We start from the raw sequence: 24,151 nt of genomic DNA, 5'->3' as shown, positions 1-24,151 counted from the left end.
ACCATGACCCAGGACGAGACGCGCCACGAGGACGACGGCGAGACGCCGCGCACCACCCCCTCCCAGGCCGTCGGCGAGAGCGGCGACGAGGAGGCGCGGCGCCAGGCGGAGGACGCCGTGCAGCACCGCTCCGTGGAGGACGCGGCGGACGAGGACGGCAGCACCGCCAAGAAGCAGAGTCCCGGCCTCGGCCGCGAGGAACAGCGCGCCCCGCACCCGGACGACGGCACACAGGAACCGACCTCCTGAGCGAAGGCCCGGCCGGCGGGGCGGCGGGCGGCCCCCGCGGTGTCCGGACGAGCCGCACGCCTCGGGGGCGCGCGCCCGCCGGCCCGGCGCCCGGAAACGCCCGCCGCCCGCCTTCCGAGGCCTTCCGCACCCTTGGGGGCGGCCCCCGCCCGGGCGCATACTGGGCTCATGGTCCGGCGGCCGCAGCTCCTCGGCGATCTGCGGGGGCGGGCCGGTGAGAGCCTTCTGCACCGCGTCGCGGGGCCGGACGCCCACCGGACGCGCGCCCGCATCCACGGCACGCCCGGACCCCGCTGGTTCCCTCCCGGAAGCCCGGTGCGGACCGTCCACGCCGACGCCTCGATGTACGTCGGCGGTCTGGCGGCCCTCCTGCTCCAGTCGCTGCACCCCACGGCCATGGCCGCCGTCACCGCGCACTCCGGGTTCCGCTCGGACCCCTGGGGCCGGCTCCAGCGGACCAGTACCTTCCTCGCCGTCACCTCCTTCGGCACCGCCGAGGACGCCGAGCGGGCCGTCGCGCGGGTGCGCGAGACCCACGCGGCGATCCACGGACGCACCCGTGAGGGCGTCCCGTACCGCGCCTCCGACCCGCACCTGCTGACCTGGGTGCACGTCGCCGAGACCGAATGCTTCCTCCGGGCGCACCAGCGCTACGGCCGCCGGCCGCTCGACCCCCGGGAACAGGACGAGTACGTCGCCTCGATGGCCTCGGTCGCCCGGCGGCTCGGCGCCGAGGACCCACCGGTCACCCGCGCCGGACTGACCGCGCGGATCGCCGCGTACCGACCGGAACTCCGCTCCACCCCCGAGGCCCGGGCCACCACCCGCTTCCTCCTCGCCGAACCGCCCCTCCCCGCCCCCGCGCTCGCGCCGTACGCCCTCCTCGCCGCCGCGGCCGTGGAGCTGCTGCCGCCCTGGGCCCGGGGCCCGCTCGAACTGCCGTACCGCACACGGCTCCTGCTGCCCCTCGGCCGGGCCGGTGGCCGCGCGGTCACCTCGGCCGTCCGCTGGGCCGTGCCGCCCCCGCCCGTACACCCGGCCGTCTGACCGTCCCTTCCCCGTGCGCCCGGCCGTTCCCCCGCGTGCTCCTTTCGATGCGATCGCGTCAACTTGAGGCTGGTTCCGGTCGGAAACCCCCTCTGTTCATGGGGTGTTGCCCGGCAGTCCTCACATGCGCGTATTACTCTCCATTGACCTGCTCTTGAACTTGCTTTGGTGAATTCCGGCGCCCGTGCCACCCGAGGGGAGGGGAAACCGTGTCCGCGTCCACCCGCCCCTCCGGCACGTCCCGCGCGACCGTCGCCGTCCTCGTCGGCCTGGTCCTCGCCCTCCTGTGCGGCGGTTCGGCCGTCGCCGCGACCGGACCCGCGCCCGGGGTGCCGCCGCTGCGCGGCGCCCAGCCCGTCCTCGCCCCCGCCCCCTACGAACTCTCCCCGGCCGAGGAACGCGAACTGGCCGCCGCCCACCGGGGCGGCGGCGTCCGCGACGGCGACCGCCGGCGCGCCACCGGCCGGCCCGCCGCCCTCCGCGCCTTCCCGTCCCCGCCCGTCACCGGGGACGGCGCCGTGCCCGAGCCCGCCGTGACGCGCGCACCGCGCCGCCATCCACGGGCCGGTCCCCTCCCTTCGCTCACCCCTTCCGCGCTCCAGGTGTTCCGCTGCTGAGAGACGGCCCGCCCCCCGTCCGTCCCGCCCGTCCGACGCGTCCCCCACGACGCGCCAGGAGGAAACCGCCATGCAGCCCCTCATCGACAACGCCCGTACGTTCGGACACCGCACCGAGGAGTTGGCCCCGCTCGCCGAGGGTCAGTCACCGACCGCTCTCTTCATCACCTGCTCCGACGCGCGGGTCGTCCCCGCGCTCATCACCGGGGCCCGCCCCGGCGAACTCTTCGAACTGCGCACCGCGGGCAGCATCGTCCCGCCGTACGCCTCCGACCGCCCCACCGGCGAAGCGGCCACCATCGAGTACGCCGTCGAGGTCCTCGGCGTCCGGGACGTCGTCGTCTGCGGCCACTCCCACTGCGGAGCCGTCGGCGCCCTCGTCCGGGGTGACGACCTCAGCGGTGTCCCCGCCGTCCGCGACTGGCTCGCCCACGCCGCGCCCGACGGGGTGCCCGGCCGACCCGAGGACCCGGCCGTCGCCGACGCCGTCCGGGCCCACGTCCTCGCCCAGCTGCTCCGCCTGCGCTCCTACCCGTGCGTCGAACGGCGCCTCACGGAAGGCCGGCTGCGTCTGCGCGGCTGGTACTACGAGGTGCACACCGGCGCCGTGCGGGAGTACCGGACGCGGACCGACTCCTTCGAAACCCTCTGAGGGGGGAGATCCGGATGCCGTTCTCCCCTTCCGCCCTCCTGTCCCGGGCGCCCGCCACCCTCCGCCACGACTTCGCCGCCTCGCTCGTGGTGTTCCTCGTCGCCCTGCCGCTCTGCATCGGCGTCGCCGTCGCCTCCGGCGTCCCGGCCGAACTCGGCCTGATCACCGGCATCGTCGGAGGCATCGTCACCGGCCTCATGCGCGGCAGCAGCCTCCAGGTCTCCGGACCGGCCGCCGGCCTCACCGTGCTCGTCCTGGAGGCGGTCCAGGCCTTCGGCCTCGCCGTCCTCGGCGTCATCGTCCTCGCGGCCGGTCTGCTCCAGATCGGCATGGGGGCCCTGAAGTGGGGACGTTGGTTCCGCGCCATCTCCCTCTCGGTCGTCGAGGGCATGCTCGCCGGCATCGGCCTGATCATCGTCGTCGGACAGGTCTACGCCGCCGCGGGTCTCGCCGCCCCCGCCTCCGGCCTCGACAAGATCACCGGACTGCCGGCCGCCGCCGCGGACGCCCTCCGCGACAGCACCGCGCTCACCTCGGCGGCCGTCGCCGTCGCGACGATCGTGGTGATGGTGGGCTGGCGGCGGATGCCCGGCGCCGCCCGCGCCGTGCCCGGCGCCCTCGTCGCGGTCGTCCTCGCCGCCCTGGCCACCGTGCTGTTCGGTCTGCCCGTCGCCACGGTGCGGGTGGGTGCCGTCCTGGACGCCGTCCACCTGCCCGGCGCCGACGCGCTCTCGGCCCTCGCCGAACCGGCGGTGCTCGGCACCGTCCTGGCGTTCGCCCTGATCGCCTCGGCGGAGTCCCTGTTCAGCGCGGCGGCCGTGGACCGGCTGCACGCCGGCCCCCGCACCTCGTACGACAAGGAACTCGTCGCGCAGGGCGTCGGCAACACGCTGTGCGGTGTCCTCGGCGCCCTGCCGATGACGGCCGTCATCGTCCGCAGCTCGGCCAATGTGCAGGCCGGGGCCCGGACCAAGGCCTCCCGCGTCCTGCACGGGGTCTGGCTGCTGCTGTTCGCCGCCCTGCTCCCGGCCACCCTCACCTACGTGCCGCTGCCGGCGCTCGCGGGCGTCCTCATCCACGCCGGCTGGAAACTGATCCCCTTCCGCGGGATCGTCACCCTCTGGCGCGCCCACCGGGGCGAGGCCCTGGTGCTCGCCGCGACCGCCGTCGCGATCGTGACGGTCAACATGTTCGAGGGCGTGCTCATCGGACTCGCCCTCTCCATCGCGAAGGCCGCCTGGGACGCCTCCCACCTGCGGGTGGAGTCCTCCGAGGACGAGTCGGGCACGGTGCGCATACGACTCTCGGGGAACGTCACCTTCCTGCGCCTGCCCAAGGTGCTGGACGCCCTGGAGTCCCTGCCCCGGGACCGGCCGGTCGAGCTGGACCTCTCCGGGATCCAGCACCTCGACCACGCCTGCCGCACGGCCCTGGAGAACTGGGCCGAGCGGCACTCCACGGCGGGCCCGGACGCCATCCGGCTGCACGACGTGCCAGGGCGCCCCGGCGCGGAACGGGTCAGCGCCCCGGCGGGCTGACCGGGCCGGCCCCCGGTCCCGGTGCCCCACCGGCACCGGGACCGGCGGCCGTCAGGCGCGCGGCCTCCCGGAGCAGCCCGGCCCGGTCGATCGCCTCGGTCCTCGTCGCGGGGACGGTGCACGCGTAGGCGCCGGCCACCGCCCCGTAGAGGGCGCAGCGCAGCGGGTCCTCACCCGACAGCCGGCCGAAGAGGAACCCGGCGGCGAAGGCGTCGCCCGCGCCGTTGGAGTCGACCACCGGCCCCGCCGGGGCGACCGCCGGCACCCGGACGAACCCGTCGGCGGTCAGCAGGTACGCGCCCTCGGCGCCCGCCGTCGCGACCACCGTCCCGGCCCGGCCCCGTTCCATGATCCGGCGCATCGTCCGCTCCGGATCGCCGAGCGCGGCGCAGGAGACGAAGACCAGATCCGCGCCGTACGCGAACGGTTCGTGATGGGGATTCTCCCCGTCCCAGTCGTGCAGGTCGGTCGAGATCGTGACGCCCGCGGCGCGCAGCACGGGCAGCGCCTCCGCGCACCCGTGGGTGATCGAGACATGGGCGTGCCGGCTCGACGACGCGAGGGACCCGACCAGCTCACCGGGCAGCCGGTCCTCCGGCGCCGCGCGGCTCCCGTCGTACAGCGAGAGCCGGCGGCCGTCCGGGCCCACGAGGTTGACCGCCCGTTTGGTTCCGGCCGTCGCCGGCACTCCCGTGAAGGGCAGCCCCCGGTTTCGGTGGAAGGCCCGGACGAGGTCACCGAACGGGTCGTCACCCACCAGGTCCAGGTGATGGGTGCGCAGGCCCAGGGCGCTCAGTCCGAGCGCCACGAAGTCACCGGTCTGCCCGGCCCGCGCCTCGATGCCCCGCTCGATCAGATGACTGTCCGCCCAGGGAAGGGGCAGTTCGGGCACGTACACGATCGTGTCGACCCCCGCCCCTCCGAGGACCAGGACGTCGTACGTCTCGTTCATCGCCGTTCCCTCCCACCGGCGGGGCCGGCCCGCCGGCCCACCGCTCGGCCACACCGCCCCGGACCGGCGCGGCGGCGCCGAGTCAAGCAGCCGTGCGCCCGTCCCGCAAGAAGTTGCGGAAGCTTTCGCAAGATCGGCCCGGCGAGGCCGGACAGGAGGGAGGGGCGTCCTCCGCGCGGCGGACGCCCCTCCCTCCTCCGGTCAGCGCAGGTCGAACCGGTCCAGGTTCATCACCTTGTTCCAGGCGGCCACGAAGTCACGGGCGAGCCGCCCGCCGCCGTCGGCCGACGCGTACACCTCCGCGAGGGCCCGGAGCTGCGAGTGGGAACCGAAGACGAGGTCCACGGGGGTGGCCGTCCACCGCGGTTCACCGGAGGCACGGTCGCGGCCCTCGAAGACGTTCTCCTCCTTCTCCGAGGTCCTCCACTCGGTCGACATGTCCAGGAGGTTGACGAAGAAGTCGTTCGTCAGGGTCCCGGGCCGGTCGGTGAACATCCCGTGCGAGGACCCCCGGAACCCGGTGCCCAGCACGCGCATGCCGCCGATCAGCGCCGTCATCTCCGGGGCGGTCAGGGTGAGCAGGTTGGCCCGGTCCAGGAGGAGCGTCTCGGGGGAGAGCTTCTCCCCGTCCTTCACGTAGTTGCGGAAGCCGTCCGCCCGCGGCTCCAGGACCGCGAACGTCTCGGTGTCGGTCTGCTCCTGGGTCGCGTCGGTACGGCCCGGTGCGAACGGCACGGTGAGCTCGTGCCCGGCGGCGCGCGCCGCCTCCTCCACCGCGGCGCAGCCGCCCAGGACGACGAGGTCGGCCAGGGAGATCCGCTTCCCGTCCGTCCGCGCGGCGTTGAACTCCTCCTGGATGCCCTCCAGCGCCCGGAGGGTCTCCTTCACCTCCGACGAGTCGTTGACCTCCCAGTCCTTCTGAGGCGCGAGCCGGATCCGCGCGCCGTTCGCGCCGCCGCGCTTGTCCGTGCCGCGGAAGCTCGCCGCCGAGGCCCACGCGGTGGCGACCAGCTGGGACACCGTCAGACCGGAGGCGAGAACCGTCCGCTGGAGCTCGGCGATCTCCGCCTCCCCGACGAGCTCGTGATCGACCGGCGGCACGGGGTCCTGCCAGAGCTGCGGCTCCGGCACCCACGGGCCGAGGTACCGCGAGACCGGACCCATGTCACGGTGCAGCAGCTTGTACCAGGCCTTGGCGAAGGCCTCCGCGAACTGGTCCGGGTTCTCGTGGAAGCGCCGCGTGATCGGCCCGTAGACGGGGTCCACCTTCAGCGCGAGGTCCGTCGTCAGCATCATCGGCGCGTGCCGCTTCGACGGATCGTGCGCGTCGGGCACGGTGTCCCGCGCGGCGGGATCCGTGGGCTTCCACTGATGCGCCCCGGCGGGACTGGTCGTCAGCTCCCACTCGTACCGGAACAGGTTGTCCAGGTAACCGTTGTCCCACGTGGTCGGATCCGTGGTCCAGGCACCCTCCAGACCGCTGGTGAGCGCGTCGGCGCCCTTGCCGGTGCCGTACGTGTTCCGCCAGCCGAGGCCCTGCTGCTCCATGGGGCAGCCCTCCGGCTCGGGGCCGATGTACTGCGGGTCGACGGCGCCGTGGCACTTGCCGAAGGTGTGCCCGCCGGCGATGAGGGCGACGGTCTCCTCGTCGTTCATCGCCATCCGTCCGAAGGTCTCCCGGATGTCCCGGGCGGCGGCCAGCGGATCGGGATTCCCGTTCGGGCCCTCGGGGTTGACGTAGATGAGGCCCATCTGCACGGCACCGAAAGGACCGGTCAGTTCCCGGTCGCCGCTGTACCGCTCGTCACCGAGCCAGGTGTCCTCCGGTCCCCAGAAGATCTCCTCCGGCTCCCAGGTGTCCTCCCGGCCGAAGGCGAAACCGAAGGTCTTGAACCCCATGGACTCCATGGCGCAGTTGCCCGCGAAGACGAGGAGGTCCGCCCAGGAGATCTTCTGGCCGTACTTCTGCTTGACCGGCCACAGCAGCCGGCGCGCCTTGTCGAGACTGGCGTTGTCCGGCCAGCTGTTCAGCGGGGCGAAACGCTGGGCGCCGGCCCCGGCACCGCCCCGGCCGTCGGCGATGCGGTAGGTCCCCGCGGAGTGCCAGCTCATGCGGATGAACAGGGGCCCGTAGTGACCGTAGTCGGCGGGCCACCAGTCCTGGGACGCCGTCATCACCTCGAAGACGTCCCGCTTCAGGGCCTCGACGTCGAGCGAGGCGAATTCCTTCGCGTAGTCGAAATCCGCGCCGAGCGGATCGGACAGCGGGGAGTGTTGGTGGAGCACCTGGAGGTCCAGCTGATTCGGCCACCAGTCCTGATTCGTCCGGGGACGAGTCGTCGTGGGGGTCGGGGAGGGGATCGCCGGGTTCTCGCTTTCGCTGGCGGACACGTTCGGCCTTCTTCCTGTCTCGGTGTTTCCTTCGGCTTGCCACTTGTCGACGACGGCGTCTGTCCGGCTGTTCACGAGCGCGGTGAACCGCGCCAGGCGTCCGTATGGTCGCGCACCTCGGACCGCACCGCACGGGAACACGCAGAGCGCCGCGCGGAACCGACGGACGAATGCACCGGGCGCCGCTCGCGTCCCCCGGTGCTTTTTCCCGGCCCGCGTTCCCGGATCCGGCGCGCGCATTCCCGGCCGGGCCGGGCGGTGACGGATTTCCCCGCACGGCCACCGGCGGGGCAGGCCCCGCCCGTGCGGGGTCCTCGGCCGTCACGCCGGAGCGGGCGGGCTCGTCGCGCGGCCGGGGGCGGGCCGACGTAAGGTCCGAATATGCGTGACCTGCCCTCCCGCCGCGACCGGGACCGGCCGCAGGGCGCCGGCCCGGCGCGGGGCGGCCGGTGCGGCGCCGCGCGCGCCGGGACGGGGGAGTGAGCGGCATGGACGCCCCGGACGGAGAAGCCGCGCGGCCCGTGGCAGGGACCTCCGCCGACGGCGTCCGCACGGACGTGTTCGAGGACGGCCGGATGGACGCCGTCCTCGCCGACGTCATGCGGGACACCGGCGCCTCGATCGGCCTGCTGTACCTGCTGGTGCCGCAGGAGCGCGCCCTGCGCCTCGCCCTGATCTCCGGCGTCTCTCCCGAGATCGCCGCCCCGTGGGTACGGGTCCCGGCCGACGCGCCCGTCCCCGTCGCGGACGCCGTCCGGGACCGGCGGTTCGTCTGGCTCGGCAGCCGCCAGGAGATCGCCCACCGCTACCCCCGCGTGGGCATCGTCCTGCCGTACGAGTTCATGCTGGCCGCCGCCCCCGTCGCCGACGGCGACACGGGTCCGGTCCACGGCGGCATCGTGCTGCTCTGGCCCGTCTGGCACCCGCCCCGGCTCGACGACCGGGAACGCGCGATGCTCGACGACTGCTGCCGCCGTGCCGCGCGCCTGCTCGCCCCCGTGGCCGGGCAGCCCCCGCCGTCCCTCCCCGCCGAGCCCCGCGCGGTGCACGCGGCGCGCCCCTCCGAGACGGACCCCGCCCTCGGGGCCGCCGCCGTCGAGTTCGCCGAACGGCTGCCGGTGGGCTGCTGCGCCCTCGACCTCGACGGGAGGGTCACCTTCCTCAACAGCGCGGGCGCCCGGCTGGTCAACGCGGGCGCCGCCTTCCTCCTCGGCCGACGGCCGTGGGAGGTGCTGCTGTGGCTGGACGATCCGGCCTTCGAGGACTGCTACCGGGAGGCGGTGATCACCCGCCGCCCGACGTCGGTGACCGTCGTCCGCCGCCCGTCCACATGGCTCCGTTTCGACCTCCATCCCGACCCCACCGGGGTCAGCGTCCACATCACCGAGGTCGCGGGCCCGCCGCCCGGGGGGCCGTACGCGACCCCCGCCCCCGGCGCGGCCGTGAGCCCCGGCGCGGCAGCGGCGGCCGTGGCCGGGGCCGCGGGAGCGGCCGGAGGCGGGGCGCGGGCGCTGCCGGAACCGGTCACCGAGCCCGTCGGCGCCGGCGCGGTGTACCGCCTCATGCACCTGGCGGCCAGCCTGGCCGAGGCGGCCGGGGTCCGCGAGGTCGTGGAACTCGTCGCCGACCAGATCGTCCCCGCCTTCGGACCGCGGGGCCTCGTCATGATGAGCGCCGACCAGGGACGGCTGCGCATCGTCGGCCACCGCGGCTACCGCCAGGACTTCGTCGAGCGCTTCGACAACACGCCCCTGACCGCGGACGTGGCCGACGCCCAGGTGCTCGCCACGGGCGTCCCCCTCTTCTTCACGGACGTCGACGACCTCCTGCGCGTCCACCCGCACGCGCCCCGGTACGAGGGCCGCAACGCCTGGGCGTTCCTCCCCCTGATCGCCTCCGGGCGGCCGGTGGGCTCGCTGATCCTCTCCTACGAGCAGCCGCGGCCCTTCCCGCCCGCCGAACGGGCCCTGCTCACCTCCCTGGCCGGGCTCATCGCCCAGGCCGTGGCCCGCGCGCGCCTCTACGACGCCAAGCAGTCCCTCGCCCACAGCCTCCAGACCGGCCTGCTGCCCCACACCCTGAACCCGCCCCCGGGGGTGAGGGTCGCCGCCCGCTATCTGCCCGCCGGCCACGGCATGGACGTCGGCGGGGACTTCTACGACCTCGTCCGCGCCACCCCCACCACCGCCATCGCGGTCATCGGGGACGTCCAGGGCCACAACACGGCCGCCGCCGCCCTGATGGGGCAGGTCCGCACCGCCGTCCACGCCCACGCCACGGCGGGCGCCTCACCCGGCGACATCCTCGCCCGCACCAACCGGCTGCTCACCGACCTCGACACCGACCGGTTCACCAGCTGCCTCACCGCCGAGCTCGACCTGGCCCACGGCCGCCTCCGGCTGGCCACCGCGGGCCACCCGCCGCCGCTCCTGCGCGGCCCCGACGGCGGCGCCCGCGTCCTCGACGTCGAGCCGGGGCTCGTCCTCGGGATCGCCCCGGACGTCACGTACCGCACCACGGAGATGCCCTGGGAGCCCGGCTCCGTGCTCGCCCTCTACACCGACGGCCTCGTCGAGGCCCCCGGCACCGACCTCGGCACGGCCATGACGGACCTCGCGGACCGGCTGGCCCGGTCACGGTTCGCGGACGACCCCGACCGGCTGGCCGACGAGCTGATCCGCCACGTCGAGGACGCCACGCACCGGGCCGACGACGTCGCGCTGCTGCTCGTGCACCGCGCCTCCTGAGACGCCTTCGCGCACCACAGGGTCACCCCCCCTTGCTATGCCTATCGAAAATCGATAGATTCACATCGCTTCTCGATGGAAAGGTGTCTCGATGGGAAAGTTGGCCGTGCTCGCGCTGCGGGCCGTGCTCGCGCTGCTGTTCACCGGATCGGTCTTCGTGGAGGCGGTGATGGTGCCGCTGCTCGCCTCCGACCTGAACGGGCTGAACGCGACGTACGCCTATCTGCGGACCCCGCTGCTCGTGATCGTCGTCCTGGGCGTCGTGACCGCCCAGGTCGTCCTGGTCTGCGTCTGGCGGCTGGTCACGATGGTCCGGCGCGGGACGGTGTTCTCGCACGCCGCCTTCCGGTACGTGGACGTCATCACCGGCGCCTTCGCCGCGGGCGCCGCCGTGGTCTTCGCCCTCGCGGTCCTGCTCGCGCCCGGCGAGGCGGTGGCACCCGGGGTCGTCCTGCTGATCTGCGGAGCGAGCCTCGCGGTGCTCGGCGTCGCCCTGATCGTCCTCGTCCTGCGCGTGCTGCTCGCCCAGGCCGTCGCCCGGGACATCGAGGCCGCCCGCATGCGGGACGAGCTGGCTGAGGTGATCTGATGCCGATCGTCGTGGAGATCGACGTGATGCTCGCCCGCCGCAAGATGTCCGTCGGCGAACTCGCGGAGCGCGTCGGCATCACCCCCGCCAACCTCGCCGTCCTCAAGAACGGCCGCGCCAAGGCGGTGCGCTTCACCACCCTCGCCGCGCTCTGCCAGGTCCTCGACTGCCAGCCGGGCGACCTCCTGCGCTGGGAGCCGGACGGCCCCGCGCCCGCCGGCGAGGGCTCCGGGACCGGGGCGGAGGACCCCGAGGCCGCGACCGTACCGGCGGGCGGCGGACCGGCCTGAGCCGTACGGGTGAGACGGCGGCCCTCCGCCCCGCGGACACCGTCCCGGCGCGCATGATCCCCCGGCGCGTGGGCAGCGGCGCACATGGCAGCACGCCGCGCACGCGCCGGGGGCGCGGCGCCCGCCGCGTGTGCCGCCAGGGAGGCGATCATGAGTTTTCCGCTGCCCGACAGCGTCGAGGAACTGAAGGACCTCATCGGACGGGAGGTCGCCTCCCTGCGCGCGTCGGTCCGGCGCACGGCGGAACAGCCCTCCACCCCGCCGCCGGGGGACGAGCTCACCTCACCGGTCCAGACGTTCGCCGTCCCGGCCGCCACGCCCTCCGGTGACGGCCGGCCCGCCTGCCTGTGCAGCACCCACGACAAGGGAGCCTCCGGCACGTGCTCCGCGCTCAGCGCGATCCCCGCCTCCGCCGTCCTCCTCGAACCGGTCTACGACGAGCCGACCCGCGGGGTCCGGGACTTCCTGATCGTCGCGGGAAACCGGGTCCGCTCCGCCGACTGGCTGGAGGCCCCCGACCAGCAGGTCGGGCAGCGCTTCCTCGAAGCGCGCCCGGGCGCCGCGAACAGCGGGCTGCTGCCGGCGCTCGCCGACCTCGTCTCACACGGCGGATCGCTGGAGGGCCGGGTCGTCGACTACACCGAGCAGCGCCTCGGCCGCCTGCACCGCGCACCGCTCCTCTACTCGGCCGCGCTCTGCGGCGAACAGGTGCTGCTCACCTGGCGCCCCGTCCAGAGCCAGACCGAACTCCTCACCATCGACGCCCAGTACCTCGCCTCGATGGGGTGGGGACACTGGGACCTGCTGTCCGGGAAGGTGACCTGGTCCGAAGGGCTCTGCCGGATCTTCCACGCCGACGTCCGCATGCCCTGGTCCCTGGAACAGCTCTGCGACGCCCTGCTGCCGGACGACCTGACGGCCCTCGCCGAGTTCCTCACCTCCGTCCTCGCCGGCGAGGAGCCCGCCTGGACCCGCATCCGGTTCGTCGTCCTCGGGGAGGTACGGACCCTCGACCTGCTGGGCCGCCCCGTCACCGGCACCGACGGCAGGCCCTGGGCCCTGAACCTGGTCGCCCGCGACCTCACGCCCCAGATCCGCAGCCGCCGGCGCCTCGCCGAGACCGAGCGCGAGTCGGACCGCCTGCGGCGCCAGACCCAGGCCGAACGCCGGGTCGCCGACGCGCTGCGGGAGGCCCTGCTGCCCACGCACTCCCAGGCCCTCGCCGCCGTCGGACTCACCGTGGCCGCCTCCTACCGCCCCGCCGAGGCCGACGCGGCCGTCGGCGGCGACTGGTACAAGTGCCGGCTCCTGCCCGACGGCCGGGTCCTGGTCGCCATCGGCGACGCCGCCGGACACGGCCTCGACGCGGTGGCCCGCATGTCCCAGCAGCGCCACGCGCTCGCCGGCCTCGCCCAGACCGGCGCCTCCGCCGGGGAGATCACCACCTGGCTCAACGAACTGATCTGCAGCGAGCCCACCGGCCAGACCGCCACCGTCATCGCCGGCCACATCGACGACTCCCACACCCTCCACTGGGCCGACGCCGGACACCCCGCGCCCCTGCTGCTCCGCGACGGCCGCGCCCGGCCGCTCCACACCGGCCGGCGCGGCCCGCTCCTCGGCGCCCTCCCCGGCTACGCGTACGAGACGACCTCCACCCCCCTCCGGTCCGGCGACGTCCTCCTGCTCTACACCGACGGCATGGTGGAACGGCGGGACGAGGACATCAACAAGGGCATCGAGCGCCTCGCCGAGACGATGACGCGCGCCGCCGGCAGCGAGCCGCAGGAGCTCATCGACACCGTCCTCGCCGACCCCGACCAGGCCGGACACGAGGACGACGCCTGCATGCTCGTCATCCGCGTCGACTGACCCCCGCGTCCCACCCGCCCCACGCGCGGCGACCGCCCCGGGTCATGACCCGGTCGTTCAGGGGTAGGCGCGCAGTCCGCGCGGTGCGCCGGGAGCCCTGGCGTCCGCGCGGATGGCAGGCTCGGAGCGGACGGGACACCGTGATCGGAACGAGGGAGCACGTGACGCAGCGCAGCAGTCGGAGCGCCCGGTACGACGATCTCGTGAGGAGGATGCGACGGGACCCGTTCGCGGTCCAGACGCTACGGTCCACGGCGGCGGCGACCCTCTCGTACGTCGCCGCGCTCTGGCTCAGCAGCGAACAGGCGCCCCTGACCGCGCCCCTGACGGCGCTGCTCGTCGTGCAGGTCACCCTCTACTCGACCCTCACCACCAGCCTGCGCCGGGTCAACTCGGTCGTCGTCGGCGTGCTCATCGCCATCGCCTTCAGCGTGCTGGTGGGCCTCTCCTGGTGGAGCCTGGCCCTGGTCATCCTGGCCTCGCTCGTCGTGGGCCGGTTCGTGAAGGTCGAGGAGTTCATCCCCGAGGTCGCGATCAGCGCGATGCTCGTGCTCGGCGTCACCCAGGTCGCGCACACCGCCTGGGACCGGGTCCTGGAGACCCTCATCGGCGCCGTCGTCGGCATGCTGTTCAACCTCCTGCTCGCGCCGCCCGTCTGGGTGGACACCGCCGGCGCCTCCATCGAGGACATGGCCCGCCGCATGCGGCAGCTGCTCCTCGACGTGTCCGAGGAACTGACCGGCGCTCCGCCCGTGGAGCAGGCCGCCGCCCGCCTGCACGAGGCCCGGCGGCTGGACAACGACGTGGCCGACGTGGACGCCGCGCTGCGCACCGCCGAGGACAGCCTGCGGCTCAACCCCCGCGTCAAGGAGGGCCTGCTGCACCGCATCGTGCTGCGCACCGGCCTGGACACCCTGGAGATCTGCGCGGTCGTCCTGCGCGTGCTCACCCGCACCCTGACCGACCTGGCCAAGGAGCGCGACGGCGACGACCTGCTGCCCCGCGACACCGCCCTCGCCGTGCGCGAGACCCTCCAGTACACCGCCGACACCCTCGTCAGCTTCGCCGTCCTCGTCACCGCGCGGGGCAGCGAGGACGCCGAGGCGGCGGAGAGCCGCCTCGCGGGCGAGCTCCGCGCCGCCCGCGCCTGCCGTGAGCGCGCCGCCCCCCTCCTGCTCGCCCTCGCCCTGCGCGAACCGGGGCACTGGCAGCTCTACGGGGCCATGCTCGCCGAGATCGACCGTGTCCTCGACGAACTGGACCCCGAGCACCGGGGCATGCGCCTCATGGAGGAACTCGACCGGCACACCCGCGAACGCGCCGAGCGCCGCCGGCGTCGCCGCCGGCTGCCGCTGCGCCCCGCCCGCGTCCCCGCGGAGAGCTGAGCGGCGCGCTTCCCGGTCTCTCGCCGCGAACCGGTAGGAGACCCTCGCGCGTTACCCGCCGGTAGGGAATGATGGGGCACCATCCACACGGCGGAGGGCGGGGAAGCGGTGACGGTTTTCGAGGAACGGGCCACGGTGCACGCCTTCCGGGACGACGCCCTGGGGGAGCACGACGCCGTCGGGCTCGCCGAGGCCCTGCGCCGGGGTGAGGTCGGCGCCGCCGAGGTCGCCCGGGACGCCGCCGAGCGCGTACGGGCGGTCGAGGATCGGCTCCACGCCGTCCACAGTTTCCTCGACGCGCCGGCCGCCGCCACCGGGACCGGCGGCCCTCTCGCCGGAGTCCCCACGTTCGTCAAGGACAACACCGACTACCGGGGGCTGGCCACCGGCCACGGCAGCGCCGCCTTCACCCCGAGGCCGGCGCGGCGGCACGCCCCCTTCACCCGGCAGCTCCTCGGTACCGGCGTCACGGTGCTGGGCAAGACCCGGCTGCCGGAGTTCGGCTTCAGCCCGAGCACGGAGTACGAGGCCGCCCCACCCGTCCGCAACCCGTGGAACACCGGCCACTCGGCGGGCGGTTCCTCCGGCGGCGCCGCCGCGCTCGTCGCCGCGGGCGCGGTCCCGATCGCCCACGCCAACGACGGCGGCGGTTCGATCCGCATCCCGGCCGCCTGCTGCGGTCTCGTCGGCCTGAAGCCGACCCGCGGCCGGCTCGTGAGCAACGAACAGAGCCGCCGGCTCCCGGTGGACATCGTCTGCGAGGGCGTCGTGAGCCGTTCGGTGCGCGACACCGCCGCCTTCCTGGCCGCGGCGGAGACGTACTGGCGCAACCCGGCGCTGCCACCGGTGGGTCTGGTCGAGGGGCCGTCGGAGCGGCGCCTGCGCGTCGGGTTCCTGCTCGACTCCCCGAACGGCGTCCCCTGCGACCCCACCACCCGCGCGGCCGTCACGGAGACGGTGGCGGCGCTCGAACGGCTCGGCCACACCGTGGAACCGGTGACGCCCGCCATCGACCCCCGCTTCACCGACGACTTCCTCACCTACTGGGGCCTGCTGTCCTTCCTCCTCGGCGCCACCGGCCGCGGCCTGGGGGCCGACTTCGACCGGCGCCGGATGGACGGACTCAGCCGCGGCTTGCGCGAGACGTACCTGGAGAACTGGCGCTCCACCCCGGCCGTGCTGCGGCGGCTGCGGCGGACCAAGGCGGCCTACGCGGCGGCCTTCCGCGGCCTGGACGTCCTGCTGTCCCCCGTCCTGGCTCACACCACCCCTCCGCTCGGGCACCTCGCGCCGACCGTGCCGTACCCGGACCTGCTCGCCCGCGTCCTCGCGTACGTCGCGTTCACCCCGGTCGACAACGTGGTGGGGACCCCCTCGATCTCGCTCCCTTCCCCGGTCACCACCGGCGAAGGCCTGCCGGTCGGCGTCATGTTCGCGGGCCGCCCCGGACATGAGCGCACGCTCCTCGAACTGGCCTTCGCCCTGGAGGCGAACCGTCCCTTCCGGCGCCTCCAGGACGCGTGACGCGGCCCCCGCCGGTCATGATGTGAAGCTCCTGTGGAGATCTCATAGAGGAGTTCCGATGTGATGGTGAGTTTTTGACGCCGATTCACGACGACCGACAGGGCGGGAAACGAGCCGCCGTCGCGCGAACTGATCAGTAACCCCGTCCTGACCTGGCGAGATGCCCAGGCGGCGGTCCCGTGGTCCTCCGAGGGGCGTCACGGGTCCGGGGTATGGTCGGCCGCGTTCACTCATCCGGGTGAACATCGTGCGGGGGAGGTGACCAGGCTCACCGGCTTCGATGGAAAATGCGGTGACTCATTTCCCTCCCGATGGGTACGCGGCGATCGGGCGGCGGGGTCTCCCGCGCGCCGAGACCGACCGAAACGTTCGAGGCGAGGCACAACGATGGATGGTCCGACCACCACGTCCGCCGACGGCGGCAGTCGGGGCGGAGGCTGGTTCGACGGCGGCCCCAAGGCGCAGGACGGGGCACGCACCGACCAGCCGGGCGACGCGGGCTGGTTCGGACGGAGCCCCCAGGCCGACCGGGTCCCCCAGCAGAGGCAGAACGCGGGGGAGGCGTCCCCCGGTCCCGTCCAGGGCCCCGCACCCGCCCCTACGCAGGCCCCGGCACCGGCGCCGGCCCGGACCCCCGCACCGCCCGCCCCGGCACCCGAGGACACCTCCGACGTCGCGCTCCTGCGCCGCACGATGGCCGAGATCGAGCCCATCGCCGACAAGGTGACCTCCTACTTCTACGCCCGGCTGTTCCTGGGCCACCCCGAGGTGCGCGACCTCTTCCCGGCCGCCATGGACGCCCAGCGCGACCGCCTCTTCAAGGCACTGCTGACCGCCGCCACACATGCCGACGACACGGCCACGCTGACCGCCTACCTCACCCGGCTCGGTCGCGGTCACCGGAAGTACGGCACCCTCCCCGCGCACTACCCGGCCGTCGGCGAGGCCCTCATCGGCGCCCTCTCCCGGTACGCCACCGGGACCTGGGGGCCGCGCACCGAGGCCGCCTGGGTCAGCGCCTACACCACGATCTCCCAGATCATGATCGACGCCGCCGCCGAGGACGAGCTCCGCTCACCCGCCTGGTGGCAGGCCGAAGTGGTCGCGCACGAGATGCGCACCCCGGACATCGCCGTCGTCACGGTCCGGCCCGATCAGCCGTACCCCTTCCTCGCCGGCCAGTACGCCGCCCTGGAGACCCCCTGGTGGCCGCGCGTCTGGCGGCACTACTCCTTCGCGTCCGCCCCCCGCTCCGACGGGCTGCTCTCCTTCCACGTGAAGGCCGTGCCGGCCGGCTGGGTCTCCAACGCCCTCGTCCACCGCGCGCGGCCGGGCGACGTCATCCGGCTCGGACCGCCCTCGGGTTCCATGACCGTCGACCACGCCACCGACACCGGCCTGCTCTGCCTCGGCGGCGGCACCGGCATCGCCCCCATCAGGGCGCTCGTCGAGGACGTGGCCCGGCACGGCCGCCGGCGGACCGTGGACGTGTTCTACGGCGCCCGCCGCGACGACGACCTGTACGACATCGACAGCATGCTGCGCCTCAAGCAGTCGTACCCCTGGCTCTCGGTCCACCCCGTCGTGGACGACGGTCCCGCCGGCCTCCCCACCGACGGTCTGCCGCGGGCCGTCCGCGAGGCCGGCCCCTGGCACGCGCACGACGCCTACCTGTCCGGCCCGCCCGGCATGATCCGCCGCGGCGTCGACGCCCTCGTCGACCTCGGCATTCCCGCGCACCGCATACGGCACGACTCCATCGACGAACTGGTCGGGGCAACCAATTGAGCACTTTCGAACAGACCGGGCACCTCTACGCGCCGCCCGTCCGCACCACCCGCCCCGGCAGCGACGGCGAACACCACGTCCAGCAGCGCATGGGCACCACCGAACGCGCCGACAAGTTCTACGCCGACCAGGTCCTGGACCGGCTGAACACCCGGATGCGCGCGTTCGTGGCGCGCCAGGAGATGTTCTTCCTCGCCACGGCCGACCGGCACGGCGAATGCGACAACACCTTCCGCGCCGGGCCGCCCGGCTTCCTGCACGTCCTCGACGAGACGACCCTCGCCTACCCCGAGTACCGGGGCAACGGCGTCCACGCCAGCCTCGGCAACATCGAGGAGAACCCGCACGTCGGCATCCTCATGGTCGACTTCCTCCAGGACCGCATCGGCCTCCACGTCAACGGCCGCGCCCGCATCGTCGGCGACGAGGAGATGCGCCGCGCCCACCCCGGACTGGCGGCCGACCCCGTCCCGGGCCGCCGCGCGCTGGTGTGGGTGGAGATCGACGTCGAGGAGGCGTACGTCCACTGCGCCAAGCACATCCCGCACCTCCAGAAGGTGCCCCGGCAGAGCCGCGGCGAGGGACGCCCCTGGGGCACCGACGACTTCCGGCGCAAGGGCGGCGACTTCTTCGGCGCCGCGGCCGAGGCGTCCGAGCGGGGGCCCTTCCTGCCGCCGCCCCGCGCCGACGCCGGAACGTGGCGGGCCGAGGCCCAGCGGATGCTGGAGAGGGCCGAGCGGCGCCCCCGCACCACGGCCACCGCCACCGACAGCGGCAGCCCGGACCCGGAATCCCCCGCTTTCAGCGGCTGGTTCAGCCGGAGCGACAGCGCCTGAGCCGACGGGGCACCCCGGTCCCCGGCGGCGTCGGCCCCATGACCATCGCCGTGCTCCTCGCGCAGACGGTCGAGGCGGCGGAGCGCCGGCTCGGCCTCTGAAAGGTGTTGTGTCGGCCGGGCGGGACCGGGGAGTGCCCTCCGGTGCACGGGTCCTGCCGGGCACCGGACGCCGCTCCGATCCGGACAGGGCGTAGCACGTCGGGCGGCGGGGGAGGGACACGTCCGCCGCCGGAGTTGGTCACGATTCGGTACAGGGCCCGGTCAACGGCCCGATATGGCTCGCCACATGGCCGGGAACAGGCGACGCTGGTCCTGTGCCGCACCAGCCGATCGTTCCTCCGCCGCCGGGCCGCCGGCCGGGCGTGTCGGACGCCTCCGCTCCGACACCTCCCGTCCCGCACGCGCCGCACCGCGTCTTCGCGCCTGACGGCGTGTCCGTCCCCGGCGCGACACCCGCCACCCCCTCCCGCGCCGCCCGTCGGGCGCGTCGCATCGGCGTTCCCCTCGTCCCGATCCTCGTGGCGGGTCTGGTCGTGACGGCCTTCACGGCGGTCGGCGGCGAGGCGGAGCGGGTCCCGGCGGCCGCGCCGCCGACGGCCGGCGACGCGCCCGCCCCGGCCACCGGCCGGGCGGAGGCCGACACGCCGACGGCCGGTGCCCCCGTCCCGCCGCCGGCGGACCGGCGCGCCGACCCGCACGAGGAAGGGGCCGTCCTGGTGCCCTCCCCGTCGCCCGCCGTCACCGCCACGGCCTCGGCCCGTGCCACGACCGCCCCGGCGACCGGCCGGCCGCGTCAGGGCGGTCCCGCACCGGCGCCCCGGACCGGCACCCCCGCACCGGCTCGCCCGACGCACCGCGCCCCGGCCGACGTCTCCGCACCCGCCGGCGGCGTCTCCTTCGAGGAACTGCGGGTCGGCGACTGCTTCGACATCGACCGCGCCGCGCCCGGCACCGTCGTCCGCCGCGCCTGCGACACGCCCCACGATGCCGAGGTCGTCGCGCGCCCCCTCCTGCCCAGCCCGTACGCCGACGACCGCGCGGTACGGGAGGCGGCGACCGCGCTCTGCCGCCTCCCCCTGCGCCACAAGGCCGACCTCCAGCCGGTGGGCACCCGCTGGACCACCTTCGTCCAGTACCCCTACCGCACCAGCCACCTCCTGGGCTCGGACCGGGCGGCCTGCAGTCTCGCCACCCCCGCGGGCACCGGGACCCGCCTCACACGACCGCTCCAATAGCCGGGCGGGGGCCGGACGCCGCCGCCCCCCGGGGCCGGCCCCGGCCCTCAGCCCGTCCCCGGCTCCCCCGCCAACACGCCGAAGGCGGCGGCCGGATCGTGGTCCGGCGGGCCCACGGGGGCCCAGCGCGTCCCGGTCCTCCGGTACGGCCACCAGCGGCCGTCCGGGGCAAGGCGGAGCTGCGCGTCCGTGCCGGGCACCGTCCAGCGGGCGCCGCCCGTCCGGCGCAGGGACGGGCGCTCACCGTCGTCCCAGGCCCGCGCCAGCCGCGCCGCGGCCGAGGCCAAGGTGTCCGGGTCCGGGTTCCACTCCTCCTCCAGCACGGCGAGGCCGGCCGCGCCACCGAACCGCCAGGCCCGCGCGGCCAGGTCCAGTTCCGCCCGGGTCCGGCCCGAACCGGCGGCGAGCCTCGCCGCCGCCCACGGCGCGGGGGAGGCGGCGGCCAGGCGGGCCGCGTCCTGGGCCACCGTCAGCCCCGCCACGCCGCCCGTGCCCTCGGCGTCCGCGGGGGCGCCGCCGAGGAGTTCCCCGAGCAGACGGTGCGCCCGGGCCGCCGCGTCCGCCGCGAGGAACTCCAGGGCGGCGGGTTCGACGCACGGCTCCGGGTCGGTCCCGGTGTCGAGCGACGGAGGCTCGCCCGGTTCCGCGCGTACGGCCGGCGGGGCGGGCAGCGGCGGCAGGATGTCCCGCGCCGCGTACGCCTCCGCGGCCGGCACACCGGGTGGGCCGGCCGGGTCGGCCGCGGGGCCCGCCCCCTCAGCCGCGGAGGCCGCCGCTGCCGCACGGCGCGTGCCCCGGGCCTGGAGTTCGCCGAGGACGGACCGCTCCCCGCGCCCGCGCATCAGGAGCAGGACGAACGGGTCCTCGTCGAGCAGCCGCGCCACCTGGTAGCAGAGCGCCGAGGTGTGCGCGCAGTGGTCCCACGCCTCGCACCCGCACTCCGGTTCCAGGTCGCCGATGCCCGGCAGCAATTCCAGGCCGGCCGCCGCCGCGTCCTCCACGAGGTGCGGCGGCATCTCCCGTTCGAGCAGCGCCGCGACGTGCCCCGCGCTGTCCACGGCCAGGTCGAGCAGCCGCTCCCACTCCTCCTCGGAGAGCTCCCGCACCAGCACGTCGGCGCGGTGCGCCGTGCCGTCGCGGTCCTGCACCAGCGCGGTGATCCGCCCCGGCCGCACCGACACCGCGCCGACCGCCCCGGCCCGGGCGTGCCGCCGCCCGGCCTTGAGCTGCTGTCCGTCGAGCGCCGTGTCCTCCAGCGCCTTCAGCCAGGCCCGGCCCCACCAGGTGCGGGCGAACGCGGCACCCCGCGCGGCAGGCAGCGCCGCGAACGTCCGCTCGTCGCCCTCGTTCCCGTACGCGCTCATCGCCCGTCCCCTCCGTCCTCTCGCAGTCGTACGAGCTCCGCCAGTTCGGCGTCGGTCAGTTCGGTCAGCTCGGGCGGCGTGTCGCCGCCGCCGAGCACGGCGTCGGCCAGTCGGCGCTTCCGGTCGAGCATCGCGGCGATCCGGTCCTCGACCGTCCCCTCCGCGATCAGCCGGTGGACCTGGACCGGCCGGTCCTGACCGATCCGGTAGGCCCGGTCGGTGGCCTGCGCCTCCACGGCCGGGTTCCACCAGCGGTCGTAGTGCACGACGTGCTCCGCCCTGGTCAGGTTGAGCCCCGTGCCGGCCGCCTTCAGGGAGAGCAGGAAGACCGGCACCTCTCCGTCCTGGAAGCGGGCGACCATCGCCTCCCGCTCGGCCACCGGCGTACCACCGTGCAGGAACTGGGTGCGCACACCGCGCGTGGCGAGATGCGCCTGCAGAAGCCTCCCCATCGCCACGTACTGCGTGAAGACGAGGGTGCTCGCCCCTTCGGCGAGGATCGTGCCGAGCAGTTCGTCGAGCAGTTCGAGCTTGCCCGACCGGCCCTCGATGCGCGGATCGTCCTCCTTCAGGTACTGGGCGGGATGGTTGCAGATCTGCTTGAGCGCGGTGAGCAGTTTCACGACCAGGCCGCGCCGTTCCATGCCCTCGGCGGCGGCGATCGCCTCCAGGTTCTCCCGGACGACCGCCTCGTACAGGCCGGCCTGCTCGGGCGTGAGCGAGACGGTCCGGTCGGTCTCCGTCTTCGGCGGCAGCTCGGGCGCGATGCCCGGGTCCGACTTGCGCCGGCGCAGGAGGAAGGGGCGGACGAGCGCGCCGAGCCGCTCGGCGGCGGCCGGATCGCGGCCGCCCTCGACGGCGGAGGCGAAGCGGGTGCGGAAGGCGCCGAGGGAGCCGAGCAGTCCCGGTGTCGTCCAGTCGAGGATCGCCCACAGCTCGGAGAGGTTGTTCTCCACCGGCGTGCCGGACAGCGCCACGCGCGCGCGTGCCCGGAGGGTGCGCAGCTGCCGGGCGGTCGCCGAGTAGGGGTTCTTGACGTGCTGGGCCTCGTCCGCGACGACGAGCCCCCAGTCCTGCCGGGCCAGCCGCTCGGCGTCCAGCCGCATGGTGCCGTACGTGGTGAGGACGACGGTGCCGGGCGTGAGGCCGTCGAGGTCGCGCGTGGTGCCGTGGAAGCGGCGCACCGGCGTCCCGGGCGCGAACTTCTCGATCTCCCGCTGCCAGTTGCCCATGAGGGACGTCGGACAGACGACGAGCGTCGGACCCGCCGAGGCGGGATCGGTCTGCCGGTGCAGGTGCAGGGCGATGACCGTGATCGTCTTGCCGAGGCCCATGTCGTCGGCGAGACAGCCGCCGAGACCCAGGGAGGTCATGCGGTGCAGCCAGTTGAGGCCGCGCAGCTGGTAGTCGCGCAGGGTGGCCGCGAGCGCGGCGGGCTGCTCGATCTCCCGCGCGCCGCCCTCCGGGTCGGCGAGGCGTTCCCTCAGCCGCTCCAGCCAGCCGGTCGCGGCCACCTCGACGGTCCGGCCGTCGACCTCGGTGGTCCCGGTGAGCACGGCCGCGAGGGCGTCGACCGGGGTCACCTTCCGGTCCCGCCGGCCGACGGCGCGCCGTACCTCGCCGGGGTCGACGAGGACCCACCGGTCGCGGAGCCGTACCAGGGGCCGCCCCGCCTCGGCGAGCCGGTCGAGCTCGGCACGGCTGAGCCGGTGGCCGCCCACGGCGAAGCGCCAGTTGAAGGCGAGCAGCGCGTCGGCGGAGAGCAGCGGGGGCGGACCGGAGGAGGGTCCGGACCCGGACCCGGCGCCGCCGTCGCCTCCACCGGCCCGGTCGTACGGTTCCCCGGCCGCGTCCCACGCCCCGGGGCCGGCCGCTCCGTCGGCTCCGTCGCCCTCCCCTTCCGGGGGGCCGATGACCGCCACCGAGGTGAGACGGTCCGTCAGTCCGCGCGGCCAGTGGACCCGGACCCCCGCCGCGGCGAGCGCGTGCGACGCCGGCCCGAGAAGCTCCGCGACCTCCTCGTCGGCCAGTTCGACGGCGTCGGGCACGGCCGCCGCGAGCAGCGGGGACAGCGGCGCCCAGGCCCGCGCGGCCCGGCGCAGTGCGAGCAGGGCGTCCATGCGGGCGCGGGGACCGAACGACGCGGCGGCCCGGCCGGAGCCCGCCCACAGGTCGGCCGCGTCCGCGACGAGGGCGGGGTCGGCCGCGGCGTGGACCTGGAGGACGGCCCGGAAAGCGGGTGCCTCCCGCGACGCGTCGGTGAATCCGGGCAGTTCGAGGCGGAGGGACAGCCGTACGCCCGCGTCGTGGACGGCCGCCACCTCGGCGGCCCACGCCCGCTGTCCGGGGACGGCCTGCGGGGCTTCGCCCGCGAAGGCCGGACCGCCGGCCACCAGCGGGGCGGCGGGGGTACGGGGGAGGGTGTCGGCGACCGCGTCCGCGAAGGCGCGCAGGAGCGCCTCGGGTTCGGGCAGCAGCGGCGGCCCGTCGGCCGTCAGGGGGACGGCGTGCGCGTCCGGCGGCATCGAGGCGGCGAGCGTCCGCAGCTCCGCCAGCTGGCCGGGGCCGAGCGGTCCGGCCCGCCAGGCGTCGAGGTCCCCGGGGCTCAGACCCGGGAGGACGAGGCCCCGGGCCACGAGGTCCAGGGCGAGGAGGGCGGCGGCTCCCCAGAAGGCGGTCGCGGCCGGCGCGCCGCCGGCGAGGCGGGCGGAGGCGAGGAGCGGCAGCGCGTCCCGGACCGCGAGGAAGCGGGCGGGTACGGTCACCCGGCGCAGGTCGTCCCCGTCCACGACCGTGATCTCACCGGCGGTGAACGGCGCCGGAAGCGCGGGGACGTGCGCGGGGGAGTCCGTGCGGGCGTCCGGCGCGGGCGACGGGACCGGTACGTCGGGCAGGGCCTCTCCGCTTGGTGACCAGAAGGCGATCAGGCCGGCGCGCGGCGGGTCGGAGGGCAGGAAAACGGCGGAGTGGCAAGCGAGTTCGCGGGCGGATGCGAGGGGACCGTGCGACAGCGACAACGCATTCCTCAAATTTGACTACTGGGCGGAGCGGCCGACCTTACCCCACCCGCGAC

The 24,151-nt window shown here is 75.0% G+C and carries 19 protein-coding genes; 15 read left to right on the top strand and 4 right to left on the bottom strand.

The genetic code is table 11. The features are described 5' to 3' along the window. The first annotated feature begins 3 nt into the window (after positions 1–3). The 5 genes from ACFY60_RS27145 (at position 4) to ACFY60_RS27125 (ending at position 4,103) form a co-directional block, all read left to right on the top strand. A complete protein-coding gene (locus tag ACFY60_RS27145) occupies positions 4–249 on the top strand; it encodes a hypothetical protein (protein ID WP_388613978.1) in 246 nt (81 codons plus the stop codon). Between the two features lie 168 nt (positions 250–417). Further along, positions 418–1,296, top strand: coding sequence for an oxygenase MpaB family protein (locus tag ACFY60_RS27140; RefSeq protein WP_388613975.1), 879 nt, complete (start codon positions 418–420; stop codon positions 1,294–1,296). A 209-nt stretch (positions 1,297–1,505) separates the two neighbouring features. Continuing rightward, a complete protein-coding gene (locus ACFY60_RS27135) occupies positions 1,506–1,913 on the top strand; it encodes a hypothetical protein (RefSeq protein ID WP_388613973.1) in 408 nt (135 codons plus the stop codon). Between the two features lie 70 nt (positions 1,914–1,983). Beyond that, positions 1,984–2,565, top strand: a complete 582-nt coding sequence (locus ACFY60_RS27130) for a carbonic anhydrase (RefSeq protein ID WP_388613971.1) — start codon at positions 1,984–1,986, stop codon at positions 2,563–2,565. Between the two features lie 14 nt (positions 2,566–2,579). Next, a complete protein-coding gene (locus ACFY60_RS27125; protein ID WP_388613968.1) occupies positions 2,580–4,103 on the top strand; it encodes a SulP family inorganic anion transporter in 1,524 nt (507 codons plus the stop codon). On the opposite strand, the gene ACFY60_RS27120 is transcribed toward ACFY60_RS27125, so the two are convergent. Then, complete coding sequence (locus tag ACFY60_RS27120; RefSeq protein WP_388613966.1) at positions 4,084–5,055, bottom strand: adenosine kinase; 972 nt, start codon at positions 5,053–5,055, stop codon at positions 4,084–4,086. The two genes, ACFY60_RS27125 and ACFY60_RS27120, sit on opposite strands and share 20 nt — an antisense overlap. Positions 5,056–5,256: 201 nt before the next feature. Then, positions 5,257–7,446, bottom strand: coding sequence for a catalase/peroxidase HPI (gene katG / locus ACFY60_RS27115; protein WP_388613964.1), 2,190 nt, complete (start codon positions 7,444–7,446; stop codon positions 5,257–5,259). Between the two features lie 575 nt (positions 7,447–8,021). Between katG and ACFY60_RS27110 the strand changes: the two genes are divergently transcribed. From ACFY60_RS27110 to ACFY60_RS27065, 10 genes are all read left to right on the top strand, one after another. After that, positions 8,022–10,193: a SpoIIE family protein phosphatase gene (locus ACFY60_RS27110; RefSeq protein WP_388614157.1), complete on the top strand. Its 2,172-nt coding sequence runs from the start codon at positions 8,022–8,024 to the stop codon at positions 10,191–10,193. Positions 10,194–10,284: 91 nt separating this feature from the next. After that, entirely contained in the window at positions 10,285–10,782 is a 498-nt protein-coding gene (locus tag ACFY60_RS27105) for a DUF2975 domain-containing protein (RefSeq protein ID WP_388613962.1), read from the top strand. After that, positions 10,782–11,072, top strand: a complete 291-nt coding sequence (locus tag ACFY60_RS27100; RefSeq protein WP_388613959.1) for a helix-turn-helix domain-containing protein — start codon at positions 10,782–10,784, stop codon at positions 11,070–11,072. The genes ACFY60_RS27105 and ACFY60_RS27100 overlap by 1 nt, the downstream gene beginning before the upstream one ends. Before the next feature lie 150 nt (positions 11,073–11,222). Beyond that, positions 11,223–12,944, top strand: coding sequence for a PP2C family protein-serine/threonine phosphatase (locus ACFY60_RS27095; RefSeq protein ID WP_388613957.1), 1,722 nt, complete (start codon positions 11,223–11,225; stop codon positions 12,942–12,944). 212 nt (positions 12,945–13,156) lie between these two features. Next, on the top strand, positions 13,157–14,329 hold the full coding sequence (locus ACFY60_RS27090; protein ID WP_388613954.1) for an aromatic acid exporter family protein: 1,173 nt from the start codon (positions 13,157–13,159) through the stop codon (positions 14,327–14,329). Between the two features lie 108 nt (positions 14,330–14,437). After that, entirely contained in the window at positions 14,438–15,853 is a 1,416-nt protein-coding gene (locus ACFY60_RS27085; RefSeq protein ID WP_388613951.1) for an amidase, read from the top strand. Positions 15,854–16,240: 387 nt separating this feature from the next. Next, complete coding sequence (locus tag ACFY60_RS27080) at positions 16,241–17,641, top strand: globin domain-containing protein (RefSeq protein WP_388613948.1); 1,401 nt, start codon at positions 16,241–16,243, stop codon at positions 17,639–17,641. 89 nt (positions 17,642–17,730) lie between these two features. Further along, positions 17,731–18,477: a pyridoxamine 5'-phosphate oxidase family protein gene (locus ACFY60_RS27075; RefSeq protein WP_388614155.1), complete on the top strand. Its 747-nt coding sequence runs from the start codon at positions 17,731–17,733 to the stop codon at positions 18,475–18,477. Further along, positions 18,432–18,578, top strand: coding sequence for a hypothetical protein (locus ACFY60_RS27070; protein ID WP_388614153.1), 147 nt, complete (start codon positions 18,432–18,434; stop codon positions 18,576–18,578). Before ACFY60_RS27075 ends, ACFY60_RS27070 begins: the two co-directional genes overlap by 46 nt. A 332-nt stretch (positions 18,579–18,910) precedes the next feature. After that, positions 18,911–19,714: a hypothetical protein gene (locus ACFY60_RS27065; protein WP_388613946.1), complete on the top strand. Its 804-nt coding sequence runs from the start codon at positions 18,911–18,913 to the stop codon at positions 19,712–19,714. 47 nt (positions 19,715–19,761) lie between these two features. Here ACFY60_RS27065 and ACFY60_RS27060 read toward each other — a convergent pair whose 3' ends face one another. Continuing rightward, positions 19,762–21,078, bottom strand: coding sequence for an SWF or SNF family helicase (locus ACFY60_RS27060; protein WP_388613943.1), 1,317 nt, complete (start codon positions 21,076–21,078; stop codon positions 19,762–19,764). Beyond that, positions 21,075–24,095 (bottom strand): SNF2-related protein, encoded by a 3,021-nt coding sequence (locus tag ACFY60_RS27055; protein ID WP_388613941.1) that lies wholly within the window; start codon positions 24,093–24,095, stop codon positions 21,075–21,077. Before ACFY60_RS27055 ends, ACFY60_RS27060 begins: the two co-directional genes overlap by 4 nt. Positions 24,096–24,151: the final 56 nt, after the last annotated feature.

Source organism: Streptomyces sp. NPDC012827 (genome assembly GCF_042900905.1).
Taxonomy (GTDB): domain Bacteria; phylum Actinomycetota; class Actinomycetes; order Streptomycetales; family Streptomycetaceae; genus Streptomyces; species Streptomyces gulbargensis.
The sequence above is the reverse complement of the archived record's forward strand: the minus strand, read 5'-3'. Positions and strand labels throughout refer to the sequence as shown.

What these genes read in the sequence shown, in the direction of transcription:
- ACFY60_RS27145 (WP_388613978.1), top strand. Translation starts at nt 4, where the DNA reads ATGACCCAGGACGAGACGCGCCACGAGGACGACGGCGAGACGCCGCGC.
- ACFY60_RS27140 (WP_388613975.1), top strand. Translation starts at nt 418, where the DNA reads ATGGTCCGGCGGCCGCAGCTCCTCGGCGATCTGCGGGGGCGGGCCGGT.
- ACFY60_RS27130 (WP_388613971.1), top strand. Translation starts at nt 1,984, where the DNA reads ATGCAGCCCCTCATCGACAACGCCCGTACGTTCGGACACCGCACCGAG.
- ACFY60_RS27125 (WP_388613968.1), top strand. Translation starts at nt 2,580, where the DNA reads ATGCCGTTCTCCCCTTCCGCCCTCCTGTCCCGGGCGCCCGCCACCCTC.
- ACFY60_RS27120 (WP_388613966.1), bottom strand. Translation starts at nt 5,055, where the DNA reads ATGAACGAGACGTACGACGTCCTGGTCCTCGGAGGGGCGGGGGTCGAC.
- ACFY60_RS27110 (WP_388614157.1), top strand. Translation starts at nt 8,022, where the DNA reads ATGGACGCCGTCCTCGCCGACGTCATGCGGGACACCGGCGCCTCGATC.
- ACFY60_RS27105 (WP_388613962.1), top strand. Translation starts at nt 10,285, where the DNA reads ATGGGAAAGTTGGCCGTGCTCGCGCTGCGGGCCGTGCTCGCGCTGCTG.
- ACFY60_RS27100 (WP_388613959.1), top strand. Translation starts at nt 10,782, where the DNA reads ATGCCGATCGTCGTGGAGATCGACGTGATGCTCGCCCGCCGCAAGATG.
- ACFY60_RS27095 (WP_388613957.1), top strand. Translation starts at nt 11,223, where the DNA reads ATGAGTTTTCCGCTGCCCGACAGCGTCGAGGAACTGAAGGACCTCATC.
- ACFY60_RS27090 (WP_388613954.1), top strand. Translation starts at nt 13,157, where the DNA reads ATGCGACGGGACCCGTTCGCGGTCCAGACGCTACGGTCCACGGCGGCG.
- ACFY60_RS27080 (WP_388613948.1), top strand. Translation starts at nt 16,241, where the DNA reads ATGGATGGTCCGACCACCACGTCCGCCGACGGCGGCAGTCGGGGCGGA.
- ACFY60_RS27075 (WP_388614155.1), top strand. Translation starts at nt 17,731, where the DNA reads ATGGGCACCACCGAACGCGCCGACAAGTTCTACGCCGACCAGGTCCTG.
- ACFY60_RS27060 (WP_388613943.1), bottom strand. Translation starts at nt 21,078, where the DNA reads ATGAGCGCGTACGGGAACGAGGGCGACGAGCGGACGTTCGCGGCGCTG.